Raw genomic sequence first — 15,852 nt, 5'->3', positions numbered from 1 at the left:
CATTTGGCTGGCGCAGGCTGGCAATGGGGCCTCGCGCTTTTATTTCTTTCTCGATGGTAACGTTTTTACCGGGGGATGTAAATTTCATTTTCGCAATAGACAATTAAGGAGTGGAAAACCATGATAAGCACCAAACGATTCCGGGTCGATCTTCCGCTAGTTTTCATCCTGCTGCTCGGCGTCTTTCTGAACACCTACAACATTTGGCTCGATGCTTACGCCAATACGTACTACACGACGGCCGTAGCGAGCATGCTGCAAAACTTCCACAATTTTTTCTTCGGTTCCCTCGATTCGGCAGGTTCCGTAACCGTCGACAAACCGCCGGTAACGTTCTGGATTCAGACGGTGAGCGCTTATATCTTCGGTCTTCACGGCTGGAGCGTCATTCTGCCTCAGGCCCTTGCGGGCGTCGGATCGATCCTGCTGATCTATTTGCTCGTTAAACCTTCCTTCGGAACGGCGGCGGCTAGAATAGCGGCCCTTGTTATGGCGTGCACACCGGTTGCGGTGGCGGTCAGCCGGACCAACAACATTGATAGTATGCTTGTTTTTACCCTTCTTCTCGGTACCTGGTTTCTGTTCAGAGCCGTCAAACGAAACAGTGTCTACAGTCTGCTTGGCGCATTTGCTCTTATCGGACTCGGTTTTAATATGAAAATGCTTCAGGCCTATATGATTTTGCCTGCCTTTGTTCTCTTCTACTTATTCGCGTTTAAAAGCACCTGGAAAAAGAAAGCCGGCGTACTGTCCGGCGCACTCGCCCTTATGCTCGTCATCTCCGTCTCCTGGGCGGTTATCGTCGATTCCATTCCGGCAAGCGAGCGGCCTTACATCGGCAGCAGCGAAACGAATTCCGTCCTGGAGCTGGCTTTCGGTTATAACGGCGTTTCGCGCTTGACGGGCAATCAGGGCGGCGGCGGTGACCGCGGCGGTATGCCTGACGGCGAGGGCCGCGCGGCGGACGTTCAGACCGGCGACGCCGGAGGCACGGCCCCGGGAACGGCCGGCACGAACGGCGGCGGAACAAGCGTCGCCGGAGCCACCGGCGGCAGTGCGGCTGCGCCGTCCATGGCCGACGGCGGCGGGATGCCCGGCGCACCGGGCGCAGACGGCCAAGGCCAGCCGCCGGGATTCGGCGGCGGAGGCCCCGGCGGTGGCAGCGGCGGCATGTTCGGCACGGGCGCGAAAGGCCCGCTGCGCCTGTTCCAGTCGGCGCTGTCCGGGCAGGCGAGCTGGATGATCCCGTTCGCGGCCTTGGCATCCGCCGCACTGCTCGCCGGCCTGCGCCGGACCAACTTCACCCGGAAGCATAAAGAGAGCCTGTTCTGGCTCGCCTGGCTTCTTCCGGGTATGGCCTTCTTCAGTGTGGCGGGCTTCTTCCACCACTACTATCTGATCATGCTGGCGCCTCCGATTGCCGCGCTTGCAGGTGCGGGCTGGTCCGAGCTGTGGAACGCGTACCGCGGCAGATCGGGATGGCTTTCGTGGCTGCTGCCGGCAGCCGTGGCGGTGACGGCGGCATTTCAAGTCTTCATTATGGCGCCTTACAACGGGACAATCGGCAGCGGCTGGACCTATGGCGTCGGCCTGACCGGCGCGGCGGCGGCAATTCTGCTTATCGTCCTGAAATTCAGGACAGCTCGCTTCTCTTATGCGGCAGCCGTTGCGGGGGTTCTCGTCCTGCTTATCGGACCGGCGTATTGGGCGGCGACTCCGATTACTTACGGACTCAACAGCATGATTCCGCAGGCGGGACCTTCCGGCGGCAATGATCGCGGCGCAATGGGCCAGGGACCGGGCGGCGGCATGTTGCCCGGCGACGGCGGCCAAGACGGTGCGGTCTCCGGCTCCGGCTCGCAGAACGGGGACGGCGCAAATCAGGGCACGGACCCGGGAGTTCTGGAAGCCGGCAACGGAGACGACCCGGGCGCTTCGGCGGGAGGCACCGGCACAGGCAGCGAAACGGACCGCAGCGCCGGAGGCTGGGGAGCGCCCGGCGCAATGGGCGGCGGCATGGGAGGCCGAAGCGTGAACGAAGCGCTTCTCGCTTACATGAAGGCCCACATCGGCGGCACGACGTACTTATTCGCAACATCCGACTATAATACGGCGGCGCCTTACATCATCGACAAAGGGGAGAAAGTGATCACGCTCGGGGGATTCTCGGGCAATGATCCGGTCTACACGACCACCGAACTGGAGGACATGGTGAAAAGCGGAAAATTAAAATATTTCCTTATCTCCGAAGGCGGAGGAGGACGCGGAGGCAATGCGGAGCTCACCCAATGGCTCGCACAGCACGGCAAGAAAATTTCGTCCGAAGAATGGCAGTCCGGGTCTGCTCAGACACAAACCGGCACCGGTGCGGCAGCCGGGATGGACGGAGGCCGCATGGGAAGCATGACTTTATATGAAGTAACGATAGAAGACGGAGGGGACGCGTCATGACACCGAAGGTGAATTATTCCATTATTATTCCGATGTACAACGAGGAAGTGGTCATCCAGGAAACGTACAGGCGCTTGAAAGTGGTGATGAGCGGAACCTCCGAAACCTACGAGCTGATTTTTATCAATGACGGGAGCAGGGACCGGAGCGCTGAAATCATCAAGGAGTACGCCACCTGGGACGAAACGGTGAAGCTGATCGATTTCTCCCGCAATTTCGGTCACCAGATCGCGATTACGGCCGGTATGGATTACGCTTCCGGCGATGCGGTCATCATTATCGATGCCGATTTGCAGGACCCGCCGGAGCTGATTTTGCGGATGATCGAGAAGTGGAAGGAAGGCTACGAAGTCGTCTATGCGAAACGGGTGAAACGAAGCGGAGAGACGTTATTCAAAAAATGGTCGGCCAGTCTGTTCTATCGCGTGCTCCGGGCATCCACCGATATTCATATTCCCGTGGACACAGGAGATTTCCGGCTGATGGATCGGAAGGTTTGCGACGAGATGAGGAAGCTTCCCGAAAACAACCGCTTTGTCCGCGGGCTGGTCAGCTGGATAGGCTTCCGTCAGACGGCGATCGAGTATGAGCGGGACGAACGCCTGGCGGGAGAGACCAAGTATCCGCTCAAAAGGATGATCAAGCTCAGCTTGGACGGCATTACGTCTTTCTCTTACAAGCCTCTGAAGCTGGCCGGATACCTTGGAGTTCTGCTTTCGGGTTCGGGATTTCTCTACCTTCTCTATGTGGTATACCTCGCCCTGTTTACGGACGCGACGTTAAAGGGCTGGCCGTCGGTCGTCGGCATCATGCTCATTTTCAACGGATTTGTACTGCTTATGCTGGGCATTCTGGGCGAATATATCGGCCGCATCTACGATGAAACGAAAGGAAGACCGCTGTATATCGTGCGGGAATGTCACGGTCTCCATAAGCAAGAAGGGCCGATGCCAAAAAGGCTGGCCGGTTATGAGTAACTTGAGGAACCAGAGGAATCTGAGTAGCTTGGGCAGCCTGGGTAACCGTCTCCTGCCGCTTATGAAGTTCGGGCTGGTCGGCCTGCTGAACACGGGCGTCGATTTCGCAGCCTTTCTGCTCTTGACGTCAGCGGGCGTCCCTTATCTGACGGCACAGATTATCGCTTACCTGCTCGGAGTGCTGAACAGCTATCTGCTCAACCGGAGCTGGACTTTCAGAAGCCGAACGGGAGGAAGCACCCGTGAAATCGCAAAATTTTTCCTGATTAATTTGATTTCTCTTGCCGTATCGACGGTTCTGCTCCAGTGGGCATACAGCGGGCTGGGCTGGCCGCTCGTTACAGGCAAACTGGGGGCAACTTTCGCCAGCTCATGGATCAACTACGCGGGAAGCCGGTACTGGGTCTTCCGCTTATCAACCTATACAGGGAGTGAAAAGTCATGACGATCAAAAAAGCGGTCATTCCGGCTGCGGGGCTGGGAACGCGTTTTCTGCCCGCGACCAAAGCACAGCCCAAGGAGATGCTGCCGATTGTCGATAAACCGGCCATTCAATATATCGTGGAAGAAGCGGTCCAGTCCGGGATCGAAAGTATCATTATCGTTACCGGGCGGAACAAGAAGTCTATCGAGGATCATTTCGACCGCTCGGTCGAACTCGAGCAGACGTTAAGCGAGAAAGGCAAACTGAAGCTGCTAAAGGAAGTGCAGGCGATCAGCGACATGGCGAAGATTCATTTTATCCGCCAGAAGGAGCCGCTCGGACTTGGGCACGCCATTCTGTGCGCAAAGCAGTTTATCGGCAGCGAACCTTTCGCCGTCCTGCTCGGGGACGATATTATGGTTTCCGACCCGCCCGCTCTCCGGCAGATGATTCACCTCTATGAGGAGACGGGGCAGCAGGTAATCGGGGTCAAGCCCGTACCGGACTCCGAGGTGGATAAATACGGCATCATCGACTCTTCCGGAGGGAGGAACCGGATTCACCGCGTAGCGGGACTGGTTGAGAAGCCTGCTCTCGGCAGCGCCCCATCCAATGTGGCCGTCATGGGCCGGTACATTCTGGAGCCGACTATTTTCCCCATACTGGAAAATATCGAAAAAGGAGCCGGGGGCGAATACCAGCTGACGGACGCGCTGCACGAAATCGCCAAACGCGAGGAGCTGCTTGCCCTGGAACTGGCCGGAAACCGCTACGATATCGGGGATAAACTCGGTTATCTCAAGGCGGTGCTGGAAATCGGGATGAAGCGGGAGGAGCTTGCCGAGCAGCTTTTGCCCTATCTGAAAAATCTCGTGTATCAACAGGAAGCCGAGGCCTGGAAGCTCCGGCGCGAACGGCGGAGGGCGTAGGAAGTCCGGACGGGGCGGGCATACAGAAAGGCAGCTTAGCGACAATCCATAGAGACATACGACAATGAAAAAGGTTAGAAAAGTAACGGTCGCGGGAGACGTGAATCATGAAAAAGATAACTCTTGTAAAATTAACGCTGGATCTTGTCATGGCGGTTACAATGGTCTTATTGTTCAACAAAAGAGTTTTGGGCGGATTGACTTTTCACGAGATCGCGGGGCTGGCCATTTCTTTTGCCTTCCTTACCCATATCCTCTTGAACCTGCAGTGGGTGAAGAAAGTTACCCTGCGTATTCTGGACCGGAGCCTGCCGGGAAAAACGCGCTTCGGCTATCTGCTTAACGTGCTGCTGCTGGTCACCATGACATTTATTATCGTCAGCGGCATTCTGATATCCGAAGTCGTTTTCCGCGGGATACATCTTGGCGAGGGACGTTGGTTCAAAATGGCGCATATCAGCATCTCTTACCTCGTGCTGGTTCTGATCGGCGTCCACGTGGGGATGCACTGGCAGTGGGTCATTCAGGTAACGAGCCGGATGTTTCCCCGGAGAGTTCGAGGAAAAGCCGGAGCCGCGGCGGCCAAAATCGCGGCTGCAGCCATCGTCGCATTCGGAGCCTACGAGATGTACGCGACGAATTTTTTTGCCCGGCTGGAAGGCGTCGGGAGCGTGATCGGCATCACGACAGCCTCTTCTCCGTCGATGCAGGAGGGAGGCGGCCGGCAGCGGCCGGAGAACGCGGGCGCCGGCGGAGACAGTCAGCCGCCCGGAAATCTTGGCGGAGACCGCCCGTCTTCTTCCTCCGGCGGCGCCGGAAACGCCGCGCCTTCCGGTAACGGGCAAGTCGGCGGGCAGGACAGCGGGCCGGTTCAAGCCGCCGGCAGGCCGGAAGCGGGACGAGGCGTTCCGACCGGCTTTCGTTCCGGCGAGGGCAGAGGGGGCGGGGGCTTTGCGAGTCCGAATCCTCTTGGAGTCATCGCCGTGTATTCCGCCATCATGGGCGTTTTCGTAACCGTTACGTATTATGCGGATAAACGGGGCAGAAGAAAGAAGGCAGCGGGGAGCGGAGCGGCACCCGGCAAGCCGAAAGAAGCGTAAGCGGTCATAGAGGTCCGAAAGTCTTGAGGGGAAACCTTCGGGGCTGCCGGACCTTTTCGTTTTTGGGGGAAGTTCATTTACGTGAAGATGAAAGCGCTGTATAATGGACCATTATTTGCATGCCGAAGTCTACTCTCCCCGGAAAGAAGGACAGCTCATGAGAAAAACGACCCTGCGTTCCCGGCTCATTCTCGGATTCGGGGCGGTCATCGTCCCTCTTCTTGTTCTGCTGATGTACAACAACTGGTACGCGATGCAGGTGGTCCGCTATCAGGTGGCGGGGTCCAACCAGAATCTGGTGAGAATGTCCATGGATCAGGTGGATTCCGTGCTGGAGGAGACCGACAAATATTTATCCAAAACGGCCCTTCAGGACCCGGACCTGACCTCGCTCAGCTCCTATCCTTCCGACAGTCCGGAAGCTTTCTTCGTGAAAGTCAACACGTTGAACCAATTGAGCGGCGATATCGCTTATTACAGCGAGATCGAAGCCTTTTTCGCTTACGGGACGCAGGCCAAAGAACTGCTTCTTGCCCCGCAGGAGAAGCTGGGGTACGACAAGAAGGAGCAGTTCAAGGCCAGACTGGAGCAAATGCTGGATGACAGCGGCGTCAGGTCGCTGCTGGTCAAGAAGTGGACGCTGCTGGAGACGGACGGCGAATATTCGCTGCTCCGGGTGGTCGACACGCAGTACGGCTCGTATGTCGGAGCCTGGGTGGACCTCGGGAAGCTGCTCAAGCCGCTCGACAGCATGGAATTCGGCGATAACAGCCAGGTGCTGTTCGCCTCGCCGAACGGGCGCATTCTGACCCAGGGCTCCGGCGAGCCGCTTGCCGGAATCGTCTCTCCGCCCGATCTGCAGAAAGCGCTGACCGATTCGGGGCAGCCCTACAACATCCTGCGCGGAGAAGCGGCCGGGTCCGATTCCATGGTCGTAAGCCGGCCTTCCCATGCGGCGGACATCTACCTGGCGGTGCTGCAGCCCGAACGCTCCCTGCTGGAGAAGCTTCCCGCCTTTCAGCGGCTGATCTACGCCACGCCTCTGCTCGCTTTTCTCGCGCTGGTCGTGTATCTGTACTACCTCCAGCGCTCGATTACGCTTCCCGTGCACAAGCTGATCCGCGGCATGCTGAAGCTCCGGGAGGGCGAGCTTGCGGCGAGGCTGGAACCGTCCAAGCTCGCCGAGTTTACGGCTATCAACGATACGTTCAACGATATGGCCCGGCAGATCAAGCATTTGAAGATAGATATTTACGAAGAACAGATCCGGACGCAGAAAGCGGAGCTGAAGCATCTCCAGGCGCAGATTCATCCGCATTTTTTTATGAACTGCCTGAATTTGATTTTTAATCTGGCCCAGGTGAAAAATACGGCGCTCGTGCAAAAGATCGCGCTCTATCTTGTGCGCCATTTCCGTTTTACGACACGGACGAATGTGTCTTCGGTTACGCTGGCGGATGAGCTGGAGCATATCCGCAACTATTTGAACCTTCAGAGCATCCGTTTTCCGGAAGCGCTGAATTTCGAAATCACGGCAAGTCCCGACGTGCAGTCGCTTCAGGTGCCGCCGCTGACCGTGCAGCCTTTCGTGGAAAATGCGATGGAGCACGGGTTTGCCAACAGGGAGGACGAGCCGTTTACGATCCGTGTTACGGCCGGGCTCGATCCTGATTCGCCGGATCGGGCCGCGCTTATCCGGATCGAAGACAACGGCGACGGCTTTTCGCCGGACATGCTGGAGAAGCTCGTGACCGGCAATTATTTCCGCACGGATTCCGGCGGTCATATCGGCATCTGGAATGTGCAGCACCGGTGCCGGCTCTTTTACAAATCCGAATCTTCGTTAGCCTTCGGAAACAAAGCGGAGGGAGGGGCGGTGGTGACGCTGAGACTTCCGCTTCCGCCCGCGAGCGAGCAAGAGAAAGGGGGGGATTCCCATGTACCGGGTACTGATCGTGGATGACGAAAAATATGCCGTGAAGGGGATCGTCGAAGGCATCGATTGGAAAGCGCTGGGCGTGGATGAACTATATGAGGCGTACCATGTGCCGGGAGCGAAGGAAATTTTGCTGTCCGTTCCGATCGATTTGATGATCACCGACATCGAAATGCCCAAGGAAACGGGACTCGATCTGCTGGAGTGGGTGCGGGAGGAGAAGCTGGAGCCGGAGACGCTTATCCTGACCTGCCACGCGGATTTCGGCTTTGCCCGCCGTGCGGTTCAGCTCGGCAGCCGCGATTACTTGCTGAAGCCGGTTATGTTCGAGGAGCTGGAAGCGGTGCTTGCCGCACTGCTCGACCGGGTCCGCAAGAAACGTACCGAGACCGAAGAGACGGAGCGGTTCAAGAAAGTGTACCGGCTCTGGCAGCATCAGAAGCCTCAATTGATCAGCCAGTTTTGGCGCGAAGTGATGAACCGGGGCAGCGAAGGGAAGCAGGCCAGGCTGGAGCAGGCGATTCAGGCCTATGAACTGCCGCCCGTTCATAAGGAGCAACTTCTGCTGATTCTTCTCAGCGTGGAGGAGTGGGCCAGACCGTTCAGCGCCTTCGACGAGGAATTAATGGAATATGCGCTTCGCAAGGCGGCGGAAGAAACGATCGTCGATGAGCGCTCCGGACATGTCATCGAGGACGAATTCGGCAATAATGTCGTCATTCTGTATATACCGGACAAGGCGGGCTATGACCCGGCGGAATGGAAGAAACGGTGCGAGAACTACATTCAGGCATGCCGGACGTATTTTTCGTGCAGGCTTTCCTGCTACATCGGCGAGGTGGGGCCTTTCGGGGAAGTGAACAAAGGGTACCATGCTTTGCTGGAAATGGAGACGCACAACTTGTCGGAATCCAATGCCGTGTTTTTTTACGAAGACCGGAGGCAGAGCGGGGAGGAAGACGGACCGCTTTCCTTCTTCCACTGGACGGAGGAGCTGGAGAACGGGGATGAGGAACGACTTGCGCGTTTAACGGAGGAAACGTTCGAATGGGTACGCGCCCGTCACGGCAAAACGGAGGCGCTGAGCCGGGTTTACCACGGCGTCCTCCAGGTCGTCTATTACGTGCTGCTGCGAAAAGGCCTCTCTCCGGACACGCTGCACGGCCGCGGCCTTCCCGCCGGCCCGGCCGAGATTACGCGCTCTCCGGGTCACCTCAGGGACTGGCTGGAACGCGTGGTCCGGATCGTAGCGGAGCTTCGAGGAGAACCGCAGGAGGAGCGCCGGAGCAATTACATCGTGCAGACGATCCGGACTTATATCGCGGACCATCTGGATCAGGAGCTTACCCGGGATGAGCTGGCCGCACACGTATACCTTAACGCGGCGTATTTGTCCCGCTTGTTCCGCAAGGAAACGGGCATGTCGCTCTTCGATTACATCCTTCACGAGCGGATGAAGAAGGCCGCCCAGCTGCTTACGTCCACGGAGGAGACGGTCAGCGCGATCGCCAACACGCTCGGGTACGGCAACTTCTCCTATTTTGCCAAGATGTTTAAAAAGATTTACGGCGAGACGCCGCAGGAGTACCGCAAGGCAAGGTCTTAAGCGGACACCGCTTGCGGCGGAGCCAAGCTCTGCTTTTCCGACGGGAAAGCGGGGCTTTTTTTGAATCGGGATGATCCGTTGAAAAAGGGTGCCGAGGAACGAGCGAATGCCGATGGCAGGCCAGGCAGGTCACAATCGTTGCATATACAGGTCATTGTTGTGGTAGGTAAGCCCTTTCCCTGAATCTATAATGAAATCAAGGCGTCAGACAGAGGAGCTGAGGCGACGAGAGGAAGAGGGGGAACGAATTTTGGAAGCGGCTATGAGCACCTCGAAGCCTGTCCGCAAGCGGACATTCCGCAAGAAGCTGAAACGATACCGGATGCTGTTTCTTCTGATGGTGCCGGGCATCGCTTATCTGCTGTTGAACAACTATCTGCCTATGCTGGGAATTATCATCGCGTTTAAAGACATCAATTATGCCAAAGGGATTTTGGCCAGCGAATGGGTCGGGCTTAAAAATTTCGAGTACCTGTTCACGACATCCGACGCCTTTATCATTACGCGCAATACGCTGCTGTACAACGCCGCCTTTATTGCCGTCAACACGTTTCTGGCGGTGGCCCTGGCCATTTTGCTCCATGAAGTGAGGCATAAGCTGCTTAAGAAGTTTTTCCAGAGCGCCATGCTGCTGCCCTATTTTCTGTCGGCGGTGATCGTCGCTTATCTGGTTTACAGCATGCTCAGCCAAGAGTACGGCTTTATCAACCAGTTTATTCTGGCTCCTCTAGGGCTTGAACCTGTCGCCTGGTATATGGAGCCGAAATATTGGCCCTACATTCTGACCCTGGTCAGCATCTGGAAAGGCGTGGGCTACCTCAGCATCGTGTACATCGCCGCCATTATCGGGATCGACCACGAATATTATGAGGCGTCCACCATCGACGGGGCTACAAAATGGCAGCAGATCAAGCACATTACGCTGCCGCTGATTTTGCCGGTGATCACGATCATGACGCTGCTGCAGATCGGCCGCATTTTCTACGCGGACTTCGGACTGTTCTACCAGATTCCGATGGATTCCGGGCCGCTGCTGCCGGTGACCAACGTCATCGACACGTACGTCTACCGGGGGCTGATGCAGCTCGGCGACATTGGGATGTCCTCCGCAGCGGGCTTGTACCAATCGGTCGTCGGATTTGTTCTGGTGCTGATCTCGAACCTGGCGGTCCGCAAGCTGGACCGGGATAACGCCTTGTTTTAACGGAGGAAACGTACACATGGAAACGACCAAAACCCACTGGCTGCTGCACGTGCTGTTCTGGGGCATCGCCTGCGCCGCCATCCTGCCGCTGCTGCTCGTGCTGATCGTCTCGTTCACCGACGAGCAGACGATTCTGCTTCACGGCTACTCGTTCTGGCCGGAGAAATTCAGCCTGGAAGCGTACAAGTATCTGATGTATGATTCGGCAACGATTTTCCGCGCCTACGGCATTACCATCCTGGTTACTTTAGTCGGCACGCTTGGAAGCCTGCTCATCACGTCCACGCTGGCATATCCGCTCTCCCGGGCCGATCTGCCCTGCCGCAAAGGCTTCGCGTTCTTCGTGTTCTTCACGATCTTGTTCAATGGAGGACTGGTTCCATGGTATCTCGTTTTTACCCAACTGCTAGATGTGAAAGACACGATTTGGGCGCTGATCGTACCGGGGCTGCTGCTGAACGGGTTTAACGTCCTCATTATGCGGACGTTCTTCGCGAATTCGATCCCGGCGGCCGTTATCGAGTCCGCTTATATGGACGGAGCGGGGGAACTGCGCATTTTTGCCGGGTTTATCGTGCCGCTTTCCAAACCCGTATTCGCGACCATCGGCCTGTTCAGTACGCTGGCGTATTGGAACGACTGGTACAACAGCATGATTTTCCTGTCCGATTCGAAATACTACAGTCTTCAGTATTTGCTTAACAAGATTTTGCTGAACATTCAGTTTCTCTCGCAAAACACGCAGAACAACAACGCCTCCGCCATCATCGGCATGCTTCCGCAGGAAACCGTCCGGATGGCCATGGCCATCATCGGCGTCGGTCCGATCGTGTTCGCTTATCCGTTTTTTCAGAAATACTTCATTAAAGGCTTGACCATCGGCGCCGTAAAGGGATAACGCGGGAAAACCGGCGGCTTGCCCTTTCGGAATCTTCGCCCAGGTTCAGGAAGCAAACAGGAAGCAATCAGGATGCACGGGTGCATCTATCATTTCGATCAATACGGAGGGGTCTGTATGAAAAAAAAGCTTTCGCTTACGATGGCCGTTGTCATGAGTTCTCTGCTTGTTCTCTCGGCCTGCGGCGGCAGAACCGAGTCCGCACCGGGGCCGTCGGCTTCCGCAGCGGGAACGGACAAAGGCGGTTTGAAGCCTTATCACATGGTCATGATTTTCCCGTCGGGAGTCGTTCCGAAGGATCTGCCGGCCGTGCAGGATGAGATGAACAAATATCTCAAAGAGAAGATCAACGCCACCATCGAAATTCGTCCCATCGACTGGGGCGCGTGGGGCAACAAAACGAACCTGATGTTCGCGTCCAACGAGCAGTTCGACCTCATGTTCACCTCTTCGTGGCTCGGACTGGGGCAGCAGGTGGCCAAGGGGCAGATCATTCCCCTCGACGATCTGATGGAGAAACACGGCAAGGGCATTAAAGAGGTGCTCGACCCCGCTTACGTGCAGGGCGGTAAAATTGACGGAAAAAGCTATGCCGTCGTGACCAACAAAGAATTTGCGGCAACCAAGGGCATCGTCATGCGCAAAGACCTCGTAGACAAATACAAATTCGATCTTAGCGCCGTCAAAGAGCTGAAAGATTTGGAGCCTATTTTCGAAACCATCAAGAAAAACGAACCCGGTATGACCCCGCTTCAGGCCAAATTCGATCGGACCGCTTCCACCGTTCTGACGGGCTACGGCTTGTTCGATATGCTGGGCGACGGACCGGGCGTGCTGGACCGCAAGAGCAAAGAGCTCAAAGTCATCAACTTGTACGAAACGCCGGAATACATGGAATACGCCAAACTCATGCGCAAGTGGTTCCAGGCGGGGTACATCAACAAGGATGCCGCGACTCAGAAAGACAACGAGTCCAACGCCGTCAAGGCGGGCAAAGCTTTCGCTTACGCGGAGTCCATGAAGCCCGGCTTCGACATGCAGGAAACGCGCAACACCGGCGTGCCGATGGTTACGGTGGAGCTGACCAAGCCGTACACCACGACGGGAGACACGACCAGTGCCATGTTCGCGATTCCGAACACGTCCAAGGACCCCGAGCGGGCCATGATGTTCCTGAACCTCCTGTACACGGACAAATACCTGCTTAACCTGCTCGACTGGGGAGTGGAGGGCAAGCATTTCGTGAAGAAATCCGACAACATTATCGACTACCCGCAAGGGGTAGAAGCCAAGAACGTCGGCTACAACCTGAACCTTCCGTGGATGTTCGGCAACCAGCTGAACTCCTATCTGTGGACCAACGAAGATCCGAAGCTGTGGGAGAAATATAAAGCGTTCAACGAAGGAGCGGACAAATCCATTGCACTGGGCTTCGTGTTCAACCCGGAAAAGGTGAAGAACGAAATCGCCGCCGTCAACAACGCCGCCCAGCAGTACAGCGCCGCCATCAACACCGGCTCGCTGGACCCCGAGCAGACGATTCCCCAGTTCAACCAGAAGCTGAAAGCGGCCGGACTGGACAAAATCATCGCGGAGAAACAGCGCCAGCTGACCGAGTGGGGCAAGGCCCAGGGGAAATGAAGCTGTCAAGCAGCCGCATTCCAGGGCAGGCATTTGAAGACAGACACGGTTTATCGGCAAAATCACAGAGGAATAAGGATACCTTCGGCTGCTTCCTGAAATCATCGGGGAGCAGTTTTTTAATTTTTTAAGATCGATTTCGACAAAATCTCCTAATGTTTCGGGAGATTTTTTTTAATATGATAGGGATGGTCATTTAAATATTACCAGATGAGGGGAGAAAAAGAATTTATTCAAATAATTAAAATTATAATCAGGAAAAGGACGGAATGAACATGTATCTTTCTAAATGGAAATCGAAATTACTAGGTTTGGTGGGTCTGATTCTGCTCAGTTTGAGTTATGGTATTTTCGGTGCCGCCCCTGTTTCATCCCAAGCGGCTTCTCTGCTGCCTGAAATCTCGGATTCAGACATGTATACGGTACAAAGCAGCGTCTACGGACAGGTTTATTTGCAGCAAGCTCTTGCTTTCAGCCCGTCTCCCATTCGGACAGAAACGGTAGCGCCAATGCCGATTGATCAATACAGTATTTCGCAAAGTACACTGCCGGACCGAAGAACTCTCGTAATCGGAACCGGAATCGGCAGGTTGGCGGTAATCTTAATTTATAATCCGGCAAGCAATGCCTGGACCCAAATTCCTACTACGCTGAAGGAATTTTACGGTCATGCGCAAAGCACGCTTCCGGACGGCAGAATCCTTGTTACGGGAGGCTCTGAAACTACGGCAGTTTACCTGTACGATCCGTTAACGAACACATGGTCTCGGGCGGCAGATCTGCCTATTGAGATAAGAAATCACACACAGAGTGTCTTGAATGATGGCAGGGTCCTGTTGGTCGGAGGGAGGAATAAAACTTCGGTCAGCAATTCCTCCTATATTTATGATCCTAAAACGAACACATGGACGAAAGCCGCCAATCTTCCGAAAACCACCTGGAGTGCGGCTCAAAGCACATTACCGGACGGAAGAGTGCTGCTGACGGGTGGAAGTACTGATTTAGAAGCGGAGTATTACAACATCTCCAATAAAGCGCTTCTTTATAACCCTAAAACCAATTCCTGGGAGTATGCAAGCGATTTACCTGTCCAGCTTTCGGTTCATAAACAAGTTACGCTTCAGGACGGGCGAGTCCTTGCGCTTAAAGGAGGCACAGGCTATACGTACGATTCGGGAACCAATACCTGGAGCAGCTTCGGAGTATTTCCGGCAGGGGCAGAAATACTGGGAATGAATGTATTTCAGGACGGACGAGTGATGGTAAACACAAGAACTCTATCACCAAGCACACGAACAACCTATATCCTGACGTACAATGCTCCCCCTACCCTTAGTGTCGATCAGACAGATCAACTTGCCTGGTTCGAAGAAGGGCACCGCTCCATTACACTCTCGGGTTCTCTGAATGATGTGAATAATGACACGGTTACGGTGAGTGCAACGATAGCGGGAGTGACAAAATCGGTGGTCGTGCCGAATTCGAATAAAAGGCCATTGTGGTCTTTAAGGTGGGATACTCTTCAGGATAATCTCGCTCCGGGAACATACACCTCTATTCCGGTTACGGTTCATGACGGGACGGACTCTAATACGGCTGCATACAACGGTACGATTGTGATCGACCGGGCTCCGAATATACCCGCTAATACGGCACCGGGCGGCAATACCGTCGAGCTTCCCCAGACGATCGCCACGGAGACTCCCGTGTTAAGCTGGACGTTTACTGACCCTGATGCCGGAGATAAGCAGTCCGCCTACCAGATTGTAGTGAGCGGGGCTGATGGAGTCAAACTTTACGATTCCGGATGGGTTTTATCCGAAGCGACTACTTTTACGGTCCCTTCCGCTATCATGCAAAGAGGCAAAACAGTCGGTTGGAGCGTGCGGACTAAGGATCAGATCGGCGTGCCATCGAGCTTTTCTTCTATAAAGTATGTAAAACAGAATGCTTTGCCCGTTGCTCAGTGGATCTCCTACACAGATAACCAGACTTTAAACGAAAACGTGCTTAATTTCTCGTGGAAATATTCCGATTCGGAACAACAACCACAAACCGATTATCAAATTATCGGAAGCAAGGACGGCTGGAAAACGTGGGGATATAATACCGGAGAAATTAAATCAGGGGCGACTGTGCATACCACAAAGCCGCTGGAGAGTGGAGCTTGGAGTTTTAAAGTGCGGGTCAAGGATGGATTGGAATGGTCGGACTGGGCGACGAGAAGCAATTTGATGCTGCCCAATACCTATGAGCCCAATGATACCTTCGAACAGGCTTATCTCGTCAATAGTAACCAGTCGTACGCCTCCACGATTGGGTCGGCGAGTGACGTCGATTTCTTCAAATATAAGGCGAAGACAACCGGAGTCGACCGGCTGCAGCTGAATGTTCCGGATAAACAAAACTACGATGTATATATCTATGACGCCGGCAAAAAATTGATAGCCGCGGGCATCCGTGAAGGAAATACCGCCGAAAATGTACTTTACGAGGTTTCGGAAGGTTCGGAGTATTACTTTAAAATCGTGTCGGCCAATAACGGTGCCGATACCGCCAGTTATTCTTTTATCGTCGGCAATCTGAATCTCAACAGCCAAACGAATTATGACTATGACCGTAACGGAAACTTGATCAAGAAAACCACGTCTACGCAAGGCCAAATCAACTAAACGATAGACCGGAG

Annotated in this window: 11 protein-coding genes; all 11 read left to right on the top strand. The window is 55.0% G+C overall.

From position 1 onward, the window contains the following. The first annotated feature begins 120 nt into the window (after positions 1–120). The 11 genes from ACI48J_RS20090 (at position 121) to ACI48J_RS20040 (ending at position 15,838) form a co-directional block, all read left to right on the top strand. Positions 121–2,451, top strand: coding sequence for a glycosyltransferase family 39 protein (locus ACI48J_RS20090; RefSeq protein WP_405079968.1), 2,331 nt, complete (start codon positions 121–123; stop codon positions 2,449–2,451). Next, positions 2,448–3,428, top strand: coding sequence for a glycosyltransferase family 2 protein (locus ACI48J_RS20085; RefSeq protein WP_405079966.1), 981 nt, complete (start codon positions 2,448–2,450; stop codon positions 3,426–3,428). Before ACI48J_RS20090 ends, ACI48J_RS20085 begins: the two co-directional genes overlap by 4 nt. Before the next feature lie 28 nt (positions 3,429–3,456). Next, the gene (locus ACI48J_RS20080; protein ID WP_405079964.1) at positions 3,457–3,873 is read left to right on the top strand and encodes a GtrA family protein; all 417 of its coding nucleotides are present in this window, start codon (positions 3,457–3,459) and stop codon (positions 3,871–3,873) included. Beyond that, on the top strand, positions 3,870–4,781 hold the full coding sequence (gene galU / locus ACI48J_RS20075; RefSeq protein WP_326050575.1) for a UTP--glucose-1-phosphate uridylyltransferase GalU: 912 nt from the start codon (positions 3,870–3,872) through the stop codon (positions 4,779–4,781). Before ACI48J_RS20080 ends, galU begins: the two co-directional genes overlap by 4 nt. 107 nt (positions 4,782–4,888) lie before the next feature. Then, complete coding sequence (locus tag ACI48J_RS20070) at positions 4,889–5,881, top strand: DUF4405 domain-containing protein (protein ID WP_405079962.1); 993 nt, start codon at positions 4,889–4,891, stop codon at positions 5,879–5,881. Between the two features lie 157 nt (positions 5,882–6,038). After that, the gene (locus tag ACI48J_RS20065) at positions 6,039–7,844 is read left to right on the top strand and encodes a histidine kinase (protein WP_405079961.1); all 1,806 of its coding nucleotides are present in this window, start codon (positions 6,039–6,041) and stop codon (positions 7,842–7,844) included. Further along, positions 7,819–9,423, top strand: coding sequence for a helix-turn-helix domain-containing protein (locus ACI48J_RS20060; RefSeq protein ID WP_405079960.1), 1,605 nt, complete (start codon positions 7,819–7,821; stop codon positions 9,421–9,423). The genes ACI48J_RS20065 and ACI48J_RS20060 overlap by 26 nt, the downstream gene beginning before the upstream one ends. 262 nt (positions 9,424–9,685) lie before the next feature. Further along, positions 9,686–10,627, top strand: a complete 942-nt coding sequence (locus ACI48J_RS20055; RefSeq protein WP_405083259.1) for an ABC transporter permease — start codon at positions 9,686–9,688, stop codon at positions 10,625–10,627. Positions 10,628–10,643: 16 nt separating this feature from the next. Next, the gene (locus ACI48J_RS20050; protein WP_326050570.1) at positions 10,644–11,525 is read left to right on the top strand and encodes a carbohydrate ABC transporter permease; all 882 of its coding nucleotides are present in this window, start codon (positions 10,644–10,646) and stop codon (positions 11,523–11,525) included. 117 nt (positions 11,526–11,642) lie between these two features. Further along, positions 11,643–13,166: an ABC transporter substrate-binding protein gene (locus ACI48J_RS20045; protein WP_405079958.1), complete on the top strand. Its 1,524-nt coding sequence runs from the start codon at positions 11,643–11,645 to the stop codon at positions 13,164–13,166. 275 nt (positions 13,167–13,441) lie between these two features. Beyond that, positions 13,442–15,838 (top strand): Kelch repeat-containing protein, encoded by a 2,397-nt coding sequence (locus tag ACI48J_RS20040; protein WP_405079957.1) that lies wholly within the window; start codon positions 13,442–13,444, stop codon positions 15,836–15,838. Positions 15,839–15,852 lie beyond the last annotated feature (14 nt).

The sequence above is a fragment of the Paenibacillus chitinolyticus genome, assembly GCF_045038035.1.
In the GTDB taxonomy this organism is placed as follows: domain Bacteria; phylum Bacillota; class Bacilli; order Paenibacillales; family NBRC-103111; genus Paenibacillus_F; species Paenibacillus_F chitinolyticus_A.
The sequence above is the reverse complement of the archived record's forward strand: the minus strand, read 5'-3'. Positions and strand labels throughout refer to the sequence as shown.

Coding starts and splice junctions, on each gene's coding strand:
- ACI48J_RS20045 (WP_405079958.1), top strand. CDS start 11,643: ATGAAAAAAAAGCTTTCGCTTACGATGGCCGTTGTCATGAGTTCTCTG.
- ACI48J_RS20065 (WP_405079961.1), top strand. CDS start 6,039: ATGAGAAAAACGACCCTGCGTTCCCGGCTCATTCTCGGATTCGGGGCG.
- ACI48J_RS20055 (WP_405083259.1), top strand. CDS start 9,686: ATGAGCACCTCGAAGCCTGTCCGCAAGCGGACATTCCGCAAGAAGCTG.
- ACI48J_RS20085 (WP_405079966.1), top strand. CDS start 2,448: ATGACACCGAAGGTGAATTATTCCATTATTATTCCGATGTACAACGAG.
- ACI48J_RS20090 (WP_405079968.1), top strand. CDS start 121: ATGATAAGCACCAAACGATTCCGGGTCGATCTTCCGCTAGTTTTCATC.
- galU (WP_326050575.1), top strand. CDS start 3,870: ATGACGATCAAAAAAGCGGTCATTCCGGCTGCGGGGCTGGGAACGCGT.
- ACI48J_RS20070 (WP_405079962.1), top strand. CDS start 4,889: ATGAAAAAGATAACTCTTGTAAAATTAACGCTGGATCTTGTCATGGCG.
- ACI48J_RS20060 (WP_405079960.1), top strand. CDS start 7,819: ATGTACCGGGTACTGATCGTGGATGACGAAAAATATGCCGTGAAGGGG.
- ACI48J_RS20050 (WP_326050570.1), top strand. CDS start 10,644: ATGGAAACGACCAAAACCCACTGGCTGCTGCACGTGCTGTTCTGGGGC.
- ACI48J_RS20040 (WP_405079957.1), top strand. CDS start 13,442: ATGTATCTTTCTAAATGGAAATCGAAATTACTAGGTTTGGTGGGTCTG.